This window comes from Acidimicrobiia bacterium, assembly GCA_009694375.1.
In the GTDB taxonomy this organism is placed as follows: domain Bacteria; phylum Actinomycetota; class Acidimicrobiia; order Acidimicrobiales; family VFJN01; genus VFJN01.
The window spans coordinates 153,300-165,414 of the sequence record SHVB01000004.1 but is presented as its reverse complement, the minus strand read 5'-3'; the positions used below and the strand labels follow the sequence as shown (position 1 = coordinate 165,414).

Here is a 12,115-nt window from a genome sequence, read left to right as displayed (position 1 = left end):
CGTCGCCGCCGGCAACGACGGCCTTGGCGGCACTACGTGTGCGTTGCTCACCGGAGGAACCATCCAATGCTGGGGCCTGCAGTTAGGGAACGGCACCAACACCGACTCGAATGTTCCGGTGGGAGTGACCGGGATTACTGACGCCATCGCCGTCGCCGCCGGCCTCTACCATTCGTGTGCGTTGCTCACCGGAGGAACCATCAAATGCTGGGGCAACAACGACTACGGGGAGTTAGGGAACGGCACCAACACCGACTCGTATGTTCCGGTGGCGGTGATCGGGTCAACATAGGTCGTCGAGCCTCGCCACCGCCGGCCAGGCCGCCGGTGCCACCAGCGAAACCGGAAGCCGGTACCTCGCTGCCTACGAAACGTTCGACCGGGGCCAGGCTCACGACGCTCTGACCGCCGGCCACGATGCTGCGATGCAAAAGCAATGGCTGCACCTGGGCGTCACCGACCGCTTCGACTCTTATGCCGAATGGTCTGCTACCGACATGGACGAACGACGCCGCCGAGTGATAGCCGTCTACATCGCCTGGCCGGTTGCCCCACTGGTCGCCACGGATCGCCTTAGCGTGCATCGTGGCGGCCACGTTTAGGCGTCCAGTGTTCGGCTAACGTGGCCCCGTCTACGAGGGGGAGCACGTATGAGCGACCAGAGTGGTGGGCCTGACTGGTGGCAGGCAAGCGATGACAAGTGGTATCCACCGCAGCCACCAGCTGTGGACCCGCCGGGCGATCCGTCTCCGCCGCCCGTGGTGTCTGAGCCCCTGTCCTGGTGGAAGAAGCGAGTACCTCTTTGGGCGGTGATCGTGATCGGGGTTGCCGGTCTTGCTCTGGGCTTCGCATCGTCCAGCACATCCGAGAAAAAGGATGACTCGACCACCGGCAGGCGGCGCAAACACCAGCCAACCCCCAGCCCGTCAGATCCCGGACACCGCCACCGGAACATTCGAGTTGGTGTTGGTGCCGTTCCCCAACTCCCCGATGAAGTTGTCGCCCCAGCAGTTGCTATCGGAGGGAGCCAGGGCCCTGGGCGGGCCACCGTCGCAACCCGCGCAATGGGGGCCCCACCACATCCGCCGGCGACGAGACCCCCACCGTCACAGTGTCATGCCTTACCTCGGTGATGCATGGGCCAAACGACCCTTCAGCCCGGGCCGCTACTCGCGGGGGTGGCCCACCGCATCGAGATCCCGATGATTACCACCCGAATAAGCCAAATCGTAGGCCGCCCGGGCGGCTACTCGCCCATCTGCCGAAGCGGCCAGGGCCTTCCGGGAGAGGGCCTCTGCGGCCCGACTCGCTTCGCACTCGGCCGGCGTTCGAACCCTGCCATCACTGAGGTCCACGACGCGGTGAAACGCGAACCACTTGTTTCGGGTTGATCGCAACCACAGGCGCACGCGATAAAATTAGCCGAGGGAACCATCCCAGCGGGGGATCCTTCTAATGACCCGGCCCGCCCCGGTGGTTTGATGGACTCACCCTGGCTATTGCGTACTAAGGCTTGCTCGAAACTCGCCCACCCGCATGGCCTCAAGCACTTCAGGGGCAGGGGCCGCGAGACGGGCCAGGGTGATACCGATGATCTCGGCCGAACAGGGATTTTGCGGGGGATACGGGCCCACCGGGGATCCGGTGTCGACACCCACATCGAAGGTTTCACCACTCATCGAAAACACAATCGGCACCGAGCGTTCCATCCGCCCGAAGGCCACGGCCTCTCCGTCCACCGAGAGCATCAGGTTTCCGCCCTGTCCGAAACCACCATCCGAGGCGAAGTCCACCACGATGTGATGAAGGCCAGGGGAGAGCGGCAGCGATGCCCGCACCGCAGTCTGATCATGACCGAAGCAGTTGTAGTGGTAGATCGGGTGGCCCTGGTCGTCGAGGTATAGCGACCAGCCCGCCATAGCGCCTCCCTGGCACGCCAACACGCCGTGCTCAATGGGTGCGGTGGTGACGATTTTCGCCGTGATCTGAAACGAACAGTTCTTGAGGTTCAACACGGAAGTCTCCGGCATCCGAACGTGGGCGGTCGTGTATGTCATGCGGGTCACACCTCGCAGCAAACTTGGTACCGCAAAGTCTCCGCCCATGGGAGATCCGACATCCCGCAGCGGATACACGCCGTTCTCCAAGGCCTGCTCATGAAACAACGCCTGCAACTCAGCGAGTTTCTCTGGGAACTCCTCCGCTAGGTTCACTGCCTGCGAGAAATCTTCCACCACGTGATACAGCTCCCACTGCTCATGGGCACCATCGAAGTCGTAGCCCTGCAGTCGGACCCAGGGCAATCGACCATGGAAGCACGACGCCATCCACCCGTCGTGATACATGCCTCGGTTGCCGAGAATCTCGAAGTATTGCGAATGCCGGGTGCTCGGGGCGGCGGCGTCGGGGAAGGTGTAGAGCATAGAGGTTCCGTGTATCTCCATTTGCTCGATTCCGTTCACGTGCGAGGGGGCGGTGATGCCGGCCGCCTCGTAAATCGTGGGGGCGATGTCCACCACATGGTGGAACTGTGGGCGCAGCCCACCCTCATCGGTCATACGCTTTGGCCAAGACACGGCCAACCCATTACGCGTGCCGCCGAAGTGCGAAGCCACCTGCTTCATCCACTGAAACGGGGAGTCGAGAGCCCAGGCCCAACCCACGTTGAAATGGTTCTCGCACCGATCGGTGCCGAAGTCGTCCATGTGGGCCAGAAGCCACTCGGGATCCTCAGGAACACCGTTCTGGAACGACGGAGCGCTCCATGCTCCATGCACGGTTCCTTCCGCCGACGCGCCATTGTCACCGGTTAGATAGAACACGAGGGTGTTTTCGGTAAGCCCCAGTTGGTCCACCGCATCGAGAACCCGCCCCACCTGGGCGTCGGTGTGGGCCAAGAACCCGGCGAATACCTCCATCAACCGGGCCGCCACGGGCCGGAATCGCTCGGGGTAGTCCTCCCACGCCGGAATCTCCACAGGCCGCTCCGTGAGCGCGGTGCCCGCCGGAATCACCCCGAGAGCAAGTTGACGCTGATAAATAGCAGCCCGTAACGCATCCCATCCCTCGTCGAACTGGCCGGCGAAGCGATCCGACCATTCGACCCCGACGTGGTGCGGCGCATGGACGGCCGGTGGGGAGAAGTAGCAGAAGAACGGGCGGTCGGGCGCAGACGTCTGCTGGCGTTGGATCCAAGAGATGGCCTGATCGGCAAGATCCTCACTGAGGTGATAGTCGGGCCGCCCGAGGTGGGGCGAGATGGGGGTGGTCTGGTCGTAGACCGGGGGCTCCCACTGTGATGCCTCTGCTCCGATGATGCCGTAGAAGCGATCGAAGCCCATGCCGCTAGGCCAACGATCGAACGGGCCCGCCGGACCCTGCTCCCACGACGGGGTGAGATGCCACTTACCGAAACACCCCGTGCTGTAACCGTTGAGTCGCAACACCTGCGCGATGGTGGCTGCCTCAGGTGGAATGGCGCTGTCGTAGCCCGGAAAAGAGTTAGCAATCTCGGTAATACCGCCCATGTGGGCAGCATGATGGTTCCGCCCCGTGAGCAGTGCCGCTCGCGACGGCGAGCACAGCGCCGTGGTGTGAAACTGGTTGTAACGCAGGCCACCAGCCACCACGCGCTCGAGCGCTGGCATGGGCACGGGCCCGCCGAAGGTGCCGCAGGAGCCGAAACCAACATCGTCGAGCATGATGAGTACCACGTTGGGAGCATCCGACGGCGCCGAGGGCACTCGGAGTGGGACCGGTTCCGAGTCGGTGATCAGTCGCTCAATCTTCCCCTCGAACGCGGGCGTTGGGCGGGGCACGGCGCGCCCGCCTTGACCAGAGCCTCTCATGCCGTCGGTCATGTGCGCAGTCCCTCCACCTCGAAACAACCCAGCGTGACGCTGAGCACCGAGCCATCGCCCTCCACGAGAAGCGACCCGTCGCCGATGGCCTCCGACAATGCCGCGGAGCCGGCGAGGAGATCGGCCCAAGTTTCCGCCGAACACTCCATCCAAATGGTGGCCTTATCCCCCTCGGTGGGACAGGCGATCCCATTGCGTACATGCAGGCCCGCCGTCTCGCCCGAGGAGAAGCGCCAGCCGAGATGAACGTCGAGTCCCTCGGCGGCTAGGGGATCCAATACCACCCGCAGGGCATGCACCGATGCGGCAATGGGTCCCGCGAGGGTCTGCGCTCGCCGGAAACGATGGGTGTAGAGGCGATCCATGTTCACGGTGCCCTCGAGGCGCCGCGCCCGGGTAAGACACCAGCTTCGGATGTTGGCCGCCGAGGAACGCTGACCCACCCGTCGCAACGCCTCGGCGAGGAGGAGTTGATCGGGCAGTTCGGCCGCCTCGCTACGCACCAGCCACGACCCCAGCTCAAGTGCCCATCGCAGGTCATTGGCCGCCAGGGCCTGCTCCACCTGGCGCCGCACCTCGTCGCGACCTCCGAACCCTTCGATAAGCCGGCCGGCTCGCTCGGCCGTGGCCAGCGGAAACAGATTCGCCTCGTCGCCATCAAAGAAGCCGAATAATCCGGTACGAATCTGGCGCACGTGATGTTCGGCCACGCCGTAACGCTCGCTGGTGAGATGGTCCTCGTCGTACCCGTCAGGCAGTCGGATCGCCTGAGCCAACTCGGTGCTAGTGAGACCTTTATTGGTGAGCCGAACGGTCTGATCCCAGAGGAATTGTATGGAGTCGCGATAGCGGGTGACGCGCGCCAAAATGGTCTCGGCACCACTGATCGGCGGCCCGTGAGTGCCCACCAAGTAGGAAGCGCCGAGAGACAGCAGGTGGTCCAGCCCCGCCAGCATCACCTGAGGATCCCGGTATTCCTCGCCGCGAATCGCAAACACATTGAACAAGGTGGGCCACACCAGGTTGTTGACGGCCACCCCGATGGATGGGAACCAGTACGTCACCGAGTCATCCGCATCCGACGGAGCGGGGGTAACCTCCACTTCCATACCCGCCACCATGATGGTGTGGGCTGTCGAGAAGCCGTGGGTGGGCGGGAGATACCCCGGGCTAAACGGTGCGTGAGCGGGGTTGCGGTAAAAGTGGCCCAACCCTACGTTCACCACTCCGTCAGGCCCATCGGGGGGGAGAAGCACAGCGAACTGCTCCACGAGCCCCCGGCCATAGGTGGGCGCTATCTCCGCTCCCGCCCGTGAGCGATTCGTGGGGATACGTTCGTGACCATAGATCGGGACCGACTCAGCCTCGCTCGCTTCCAGGATCGCCTGGGTCCCATTGACGTAATGAAAATGGGTGTAGAGAACAGCCACCACCGGTTGGCCGGTGCGGGCCCGCAATTCGCGCAGTGCCTCCTGCATCTCCTGTACCGATTCACCCGTATCGATGGCGATGATGCCCTCGGGCGCCTCGATGAAGGTCTGGTTCGACAGGCCATTGCCCACCAAACACCAGACGCCGGGACGCACCTCATAAAAACTGCGCTCAAGCACCCGCGACTGCGCCACGTGGTCGGCATGGGCGCGCTGTCCGTCAGGCAACGTCACCGTGTGAGTATCATCGGGCTCGAAGGATCGACTAATGCGGCGAGGTAAAGCCATAGGATTCACCGTAGTCGTGGTGCAGGCCCCGCCCCGGGGCAGGTACACCCGGGGCAAGAAGGTTGTTGTGTACCCTCGGAAATTCAGTTCGTCTAGGAGGTCAGCCGTGGGGAGGAGCGTCGTCGGCGACGATGATGGACCATGGGGATAAACGAGGCCTCCGAGCGGGAACGTCGCGCCGGGCCACGCGTGGCCGTGGCCCGCATCACCCTCGGGTGGCGTCCCCCGGGCCGAGGGGCTCGCACCATCAGTCCTGCCTCTCCCGATGCCGAAATTACGGCTGAGGTCGTGAACCTCTCCCACAGTGGAGCCAAGGTCAACGTAGACGATCCCCAGGTCCTCCCCATTGGAGCGCGGGTAGGTATCTCCATCGGCGGTGGCCACGGAACTGCCGAAGTGCGCCACGTAACGGCTGGGCAACCGGGCACCTGGTGCTACGGGCTCCATTTTCTAGAGATCGACCACCAACTCCGCGAGGCCCTGAGACGCGTGTTGGCCGGCGAACACGGCCACATCGCCGAGACCTGGCGCTGGACCCCCGAGCCCCGCCCCGACGTGGCGCACTAGGAGGAAACCGTTGGCAACATTCACCGACAGGACTTGGGTGATATGCGATGCCGATCGGCTGTACACGAAAATTATTGAGCGCCTATTGAACGACCTAGGCCACGAGGTCCTCGTCGTCACCCATACCGCCGGCACCGCCGTGAGTGCCATCAACGCCCTCCACCCCACCGGAGTGATCATGGACTTCGCCTCCGACTTCAACAGCGACTTCGACATCATCGCTACGGCCATTGCTGCGGGCGTCACGCCGATCGTCTTCTCCCAACAGGCCGACTCCAGCCTGCTCGCCCGCTACTCGGTGAGCCCACTGGTCATCTTCAAGCCCGACATCACCGCCCTCGAGAACGCCATCACGAGCCTTGACCGACGCGCCGAGATGCGGACCACTAACCGGGAGCGGCGCAAACGTCCCACCCGCATAGCGTGGGGTTCCAAACCCACCAACGTGGGGGATTCGCATTCGTTCTATGACGCCCTGAACGCGGCGGTCACCGGGGATGCCGTTCTCTCCTTGGAGCTATCCGACCAATCCGACCGGACGGCCCAGGCCACCGCCCTCGCCATGGCTGTCGAACGCAAGATGCGAGACACCGACCGACTTCTCGCATCAAGCACTGCCGTACGAGTCTTCTTGCCCGCCGGGGGCGGTGACGGCATTACGTCGCTCCTGGCCCGGCTCAGCGACCACGCCCTCATCCCCAGTGCCACCATCGTTCGGGCTGTCACCCTCGCCCCCGGCGAAGCACCCGCCGATGCCTACCATCGCCTGCGGTCGACGGAACCCGTAACCGACTACCGACCCCACAGCTGACCGGTGCCACCGCGCCCCTAGAGAATGGCCGCTTTGGGGGGTAGATTTCGAGCGATGTGCGGCCGGTATGTCTCCGCCACCCCGCCAGAACAGATCGCGGCCTCCTTCTTGGCCACCGCGCCCGTCGCGCACCTACCCCTCTCCTACAATGTTGCACCCACCCAGGATGTGTACGCCGTCGTGTCCCAGGACGGGGCACCGCGAATCGAGGTCTTCCGGTGGGGCTTGACCCCGCGCTGGGGGAAGGCGGGGAAAACCCCGCCCCTCCTGATCAACGCGCGGGCGGAGACGTTGGCCGAAAAGCCGAGTTTCAGAGCATCCTTGGCGTCACGTCGTTGCCTCATCCCCGCCGATGGTTTCTATGAGTGGCGAATCAACCCGGTCGATCCGAAGCGGGGTCGGAAGCAGCCGTTCTTCATTCATCACCCCGCCGGCGACTCCTACGCCTTCGCCGGACTGTGGGACCTTCAGGACAGTGCTGGTGCGGAGGGAAGCCCTCCACAGAGTTGTGTGATCATCACCACCACGCCCAACGCCCCGATGGGCCGGATCCATGCCCGCATGCCAGTGATCCTGCCGCCGTCAGCCTGGGATGAGTGGCTGAACCGGGAAAACACAGACCTCGAAGTGCTTGGCGACCTCCTCGTACCGGCCGCTCCCGAGGTCATCGCCATCCACGCCGTGTCCCCCGAGGTAAACAACGCCCGCCACGATGGTCCGTCGTTGATTGCGCCGGTGACCGAGGAAGTGCAGTGAGCTCAAGGGCTCGGAACGAATTCACCGTGGCCCGCCGCCCGCAGTCCCACTCGTAATGCCTCGGCTTGCCGATCGAGGACCTCGGCTGCAGGGCTCGAGTCCACGTTGGCGAAGCTCATCTGGGCTAGGTCGGTGAAGGGAACGAGATGCACATGGGTATGGGGCACTTCTTCACCCACCACCAGCACTCCAACTTTTAGCGGCCGGTAGATCTTGTCGAGAGCGCGACTGATCGTCTGGGCTACCCGCCACAGGTGAGCGTTCGCTTCAGGAGCGAGGTCGATCCAATGGTCCACGGGGGCGATCGGTACCACCAGCGTGTGGCCCGGGGCGAGGAGGGCAACCGGCAAAAACGCCACCGTTGTCTCATCACGCCAAACGAACCGACCCGGGATCTCGCCGTCGATGACTCTGGTGAAAATGGTGCTCACGCGAGCCACCCGCCACTCGCCGGAACGACCTCACCGAAGGAGTAGGTGGCGTCACAAACGAGATACCGGACCACCTTGGCTATTTCCTCAGCCCGACCAAAGCGTCCCGCCGGGATACGAGCCAGCAGGAAGGGTCTCGCATCGACCAACGGGTCTAAGAAGGGGGTGTCGATGAAGCCGGGTGCCACTGCGTTCACGCGTATACCCAGTGACGCCACCTCCGCCCCCACCGATTTGGTCATTCCCGCGATGGCGTGCTTGGCGGCCGCGTACTCCGGGCCCGCCACCGATCCGCGATAGGCGTACACGCTGCACAGATTCACGATCGCCCCAGCGCGTGCCTCCTCCATGTGGCGCAATGCGGCTCGCATTCCGTAGAAGGTGCCATACACGTGGGTCTTCAACATTCGGTCGAACTGCTCGTCGGTGAGACTGGACAAGACCCGTACCGGCGGTACCTCTTCACCATTCATCGCCGCCACCTCCGCGGCGATGAGCCGTTCGATCACCTCCGGGCGATCCACCACGATGCCAGCGTTATTGACCAACACATCCAGGCGGCCGTGCTGAGACACCGTGTTGTCTACCGCGGCGTCGAAGGCCGCCGAATCGGACACATCGAACACGGCCACCTCACTCGCCAATTCCTTGGCCACCGCCGCCGCCGCGTCGGCCCGCACGTCATTGACCACGACGTGGGCTCCTTGCTGGGCTAGGTCGTGGGCGATGGCCGCCCCCAACCCCGACCCCGCCCCGGTCACCAAAGCAACCTGGCCCTTCAGTGCAGCGCCGTTCACCATGGTGGGCATCCTAGGGTGGGGGAATGCGCCACGAGCAGGCCACCACCCCCAGCGCCGACGGCGGCGATCGGATCTTCACCCTTCCCAACGTGATCACCGGGGTGCGCCTGTGTCTGCTACCCGTCTTCTGGTGGCTCCTCTTCGACCAAGAGAACCGGCTAGGCGCCGCGCTCCTTCTGCTCACACTGGGAGCCACCGACTTTCTCGACGGGTACATCGCCCGTCGGTTTCACCAGATCTCCAACCTGGGAAAAGTGCTCGATCCGGTGGCCGACCGCGTTCTTTTCTTCGTGGGGGTAACCGCCATCTGGATCGACGGAAGCGTGGCCGGGTGGTTTGCCACTGCCGTATTGGTGCGCGAGGTACTCGTAGCGGTGGCCACCATCACCCTGGCGGCCCTCGGTGCCACCCGCATCGACGTGACCTGGTTCGGAAAGGCCGGCACCCTCTGCCTCATGGTCGCCTTTCCCCTCTTTCTCGCCGGGGCCAGTTCGGTCCAATGGGCCGCCCAGGCCACCACGGCGGCCTGGCTCATCGGCCTTCCCGGCCTCGGCCTGTCCTGGTTGGCCGCTGCGTTGTACGTGCCCCTGGCGCGTCGAGCTCTGCGAGAGGGGCGATCGGTCCCCTCAACACCCCAGGTATCCTCGCCCTCATGAAGGCCGTGATCATGGCGGGGGGGGAGGGAACCCGACTGCGTCCCCTCACCTCCAACGCCCCCAAACCCATGATCTCGCTGGTCAATGCCCCGATGATGGAACACGTCGTGACCCTTCTCCAACGGCACGGTTTCGACGAGATCGTGGTAACGGTGGCCTTCATGGCCAACCACATCCGCACCTACTTCGGTGACGGCTCCGACTTCGGAGTGAAGATGGTCTACGCCACCGAGGACACGCCCTTGGGTACGGCCGGGTCGGTCCGCAATGCCATGGATCAGTTGACCGAGCGGTTTTTGGTGATCTCCGGCGACGTGCTCACCGATATTGATCTGTCGACGATGGTGGCGGAACACGAGCGCACCAATGCTTTCGCCACCATTGGCCTCGCACGCGTCACGAACCCGCTCGAATTTGGCATCGTCATCACGCGACCTGACGGATCCATCGAGCAATTTCTCGAAAAGCCGTCGTGGGGGCAGGTGTTCAGTGACACCATCAATACCGGCATTTTTGTACTCGAGCCCGGGATCTTCGATTACATCGATGCGGACCGCCCGGTGGACTTCTCCTCGGAGGTATTCCCGGCCCTCCTCGCCGATGGCCGCCCCCTCTATGGCGCCATCGGCGAGGGCTATTGGGAAGACGTCGGCACCTTGGAGAGTTACCTCTCCGCCCACAAGGACATCCTCGACGGTCACGTAGCGGTGAACATCCCCGGTTTCAAGATGGGCGACGGCGTCCATGTGGGCGAAGGAGCCGAGATCCACCCCCAAGCAACCGTGGTAGGACCCGCCGTCATCGGGGAGAACTGCCGCATCGAAGCAGGTGTGCGCCTCGGTCCCTACACCGTGCTGGGCACCAACGTGCGGGTGCGGGCCAACACCGACCTCGAGCGGGCGATCGTGCACGACAACTCCTACCTAGGGGAGGGGGTGCGGCTGCGCGGTGCGATCATCGGCCGTTCCTGTGATCTGCGGGGCGGCGTGCGGGCCGAGGAGGGTGTGGTACTCGGCGACGAATGCTTCGTAGGGGAACATGCCGTACTCGGATCCGGAGTGAAGGTGTACCCCTTTAAAACAGTTGAACAAGGGGCCGTTATCAATTCCTCGATTGTGTGGGAGTCGCGCGGGTCGCGGTCGCTCTTCGGTCGAGTGGGGGTAGCCGGCCTCGCCAACGTCGACATCACCCCCGAGTTGGCCACCCGTGCCGCTATGGCCTACGCCACCTCCCTAAAGAAGCACGCCACCATCGTCACATCACGCGATTCCAGCCGCACCGCCCGCATGCTCAAGCGCGCCATGATGGCTGGCGTCAACGCGGCGGGGGTCAACGTGCTCGACCTGGAGGTGGCGTCGGTACCGGTCACCCGCTTCATCGTGCGCCGGCCGGAACACGCCGGTGGCCTATCGATCCGCCTCGTGGAGGGCGATCCCCAATCCTGTGTGATCCGTTTCTTTGATGCCAACGGCGCCGACCTCTCGGAAGACCAGCAACGCAAAGTGGAGCGTCTCTTCGGTCGGGAGGACTTCCGCCGGGTGTTTCCCACCGAGATCGGCGACATCGGGTTTCCGCCCCGTTCCCTGGAGCAATACACCGCCGCCCTGGAAGCCACCGTGGATATCAGCGCCATCCGGGACGCGAGGTTCAAGATAGTGGTGGATTACGCCTACGGCTCTACCTCCTTCGTGATGCCCAACATGCTGGCCAAACTGGGGGCCGACATCCTCGGGGTGAACCCCTACGCATCCACTCTCGGGGCTGTGAATTTCGACCGACACGTCCATGCGCAGGAAGTGGCCGCCGTGGTACGGGCCTCCGGCGCCCATCTCGGTGCCGTGCTGGACCCCGATGGCGAACATCTCACCTTGATCGATGATTCCGGCCGGGTACTCACCCATGAGCAAGCGCTGCTGGCGTTGCTCACCCTGGTGAGCGGTCACCTGGCGGGGGAGATCATCGCCCTGCCGGTCACCGTAACCCGCCATGCCGAAGCCATCGCGGCATCCCACGGCGTGGCGGTGCGACGCACCAAGGTTTCCACCCCCGCCTTGATGCAAGCCGCAGCCGAGTCGGGGGTTGGCTTCGCCGCCAGTACCGACGGTGGCTTCATCGTCCCGGACTTCCTCCCCGCCTTCGACGCGGCCGCCAGCCTGGTGAAGGTGCTCGAGTTGCTGGCCCGAAGTGGTAGGCGCCTTTCGACCATCGTGGCGAGCCTTCCCCAGCCTCACCTCGCCCACGAGGCGGTCGTTACCCCCTGGGACCAGAAAGGGATGGTGATGCGGTCTCTGGTGGAGATGAGCAAAGACCGTGAGGTGCAACTCATCGATGGCGTAAAGGTGCGACACGACCAGGGTTGGGCGCTCGCTCTACCCGACCCGGAGGAACCGCTGACTCATGTCTGGGCCGAAGCCGATACCGAATCCGACGCGAATGCCCTGGCGGGGGAGTACGCGCGACGCATCCGTCAGTTGCTCCGTTAGCGAACCCTCAACACGGCATCGAGGGTTCCGATA

10 protein-coding genes are annotated in these 12,115 nt (G+C 64.0%); 6 read left to right on the top strand and 4 right to left on the bottom strand.

Features of this window, described 5'->3' with window-relative positions; genetic code table 11:
• Positions 1–292 (top strand): RCC1 repeat-containing protein (locus tag EXQ71_04670; protein ID MSO86800.1); only part of this gene is annotated, 292 nt, incomplete at its 5' end.
• A gap of 1,204 nt (positions 293–1,496) precedes the next feature.
• Here the strand turns inward: EXQ71_04670 and EXQ71_04665 are convergent.
• The gene (locus tag EXQ71_04665; protein MSO86799.1) at positions 1,497–3,848 is read right to left on the bottom strand and encodes an arylsulfatase; all 2,352 of its coding nucleotides are present in this window, start codon (positions 3,846–3,848) and stop codon (positions 1,497–1,499) included.
• Positions 3,849–3,856: 8 nt separating this feature from the next.
• Positions 3,857–5,578 carry an MBL fold metallo-hydrolase gene (locus EXQ71_04660; GenBank protein MSO86798.1) on the bottom strand — a complete coding sequence of 574 codons (1,722 nt, stop codon included), beginning with the start codon at positions 5,576–5,578 and terminating at the stop codon, positions 3,857–3,859.
• A 141-nt stretch (positions 5,579–5,719) separates the two neighbouring features.
• Here EXQ71_04660 and EXQ71_04655 point away from each other — a divergent pair, with 141 nt between their 5' ends.
• Genes EXQ71_04655 through EXQ71_04645 form a run of 3 tightly spaced genes read left to right on the top strand, consistent with a single transcriptional unit; the run spans position 5,720 to position 7,712 of the window.
• Positions 5,720–6,145, top strand: coding sequence for a PilZ domain-containing protein (locus tag EXQ71_04655; GenBank protein MSO86797.1), 426 nt, complete (start codon positions 5,720–5,722; stop codon positions 6,143–6,145).
• 10 nt (positions 6,146–6,155) lie between these two features.
• The gene (locus EXQ71_04650; GenBank protein MSO86796.1) at positions 6,156–6,956 is read left to right on the top strand and encodes a hypothetical protein; all 801 of its coding nucleotides are present in this window, start codon (positions 6,156–6,158) and stop codon (positions 6,954–6,956) included.
• Between the two features lie 24 nt (positions 6,957–6,980).
• Complete coding sequence (locus tag EXQ71_04645; GenBank protein ID MSO86795.1) at positions 6,981–7,712, top strand: SOS response-associated peptidase; 732 nt, start codon at positions 6,981–6,983, stop codon at positions 7,710–7,712.
• A 2-nt stretch (positions 7,713–7,714) separates the two neighbouring features.
• Here the strand turns inward: EXQ71_04645 and EXQ71_04640 are convergent, their stop codons facing one another.
• Both EXQ71_04640 and EXQ71_04635 read right to left on the bottom strand, forming a co-directional pair.
• Positions 7,715–8,143 (bottom strand): HIT family protein, encoded by a 429-nt coding sequence (locus EXQ71_04640; GenBank protein MSO86794.1) that lies wholly within the window; start codon positions 8,141–8,143, stop codon positions 7,715–7,717.
• Positions 8,140–8,952: an SDR family oxidoreductase gene (locus tag EXQ71_04635; GenBank protein MSO86793.1), complete on the bottom strand. Its 813-nt coding sequence runs from the start codon at positions 8,950–8,952 to the stop codon at positions 8,140–8,142. The genes EXQ71_04640 and EXQ71_04635 overlap by 4 nt, the downstream gene beginning before the upstream one ends.
• A gap of 14 nt (positions 8,953–8,966) precedes the next feature.
• On the opposite strand from EXQ71_04635, the gene EXQ71_04630 reads away from it, so the two are divergent.
• Both EXQ71_04630 and EXQ71_04625 read left to right on the top strand, forming a co-directional pair.
• The gene (locus tag EXQ71_04630; GenBank protein ID MSO86792.1) at positions 8,967–9,599 is read left to right on the top strand and encodes a CDP-alcohol phosphatidyltransferase family protein; all 633 of its coding nucleotides are present in this window, start codon (positions 8,967–8,969) and stop codon (positions 9,597–9,599) included.
• Positions 9,443–12,082, top strand: coding sequence for a mannose-1-phosphate guanyltransferase (locus tag EXQ71_04625; protein MSO86791.1), 2,640 nt, complete (start codon positions 9,443–9,445; stop codon positions 12,080–12,082). The genes EXQ71_04630 and EXQ71_04625 overlap by 157 nt, the downstream gene beginning before the upstream one ends.
• Positions 12,083–12,115: the final 33 nt, after the last annotated feature.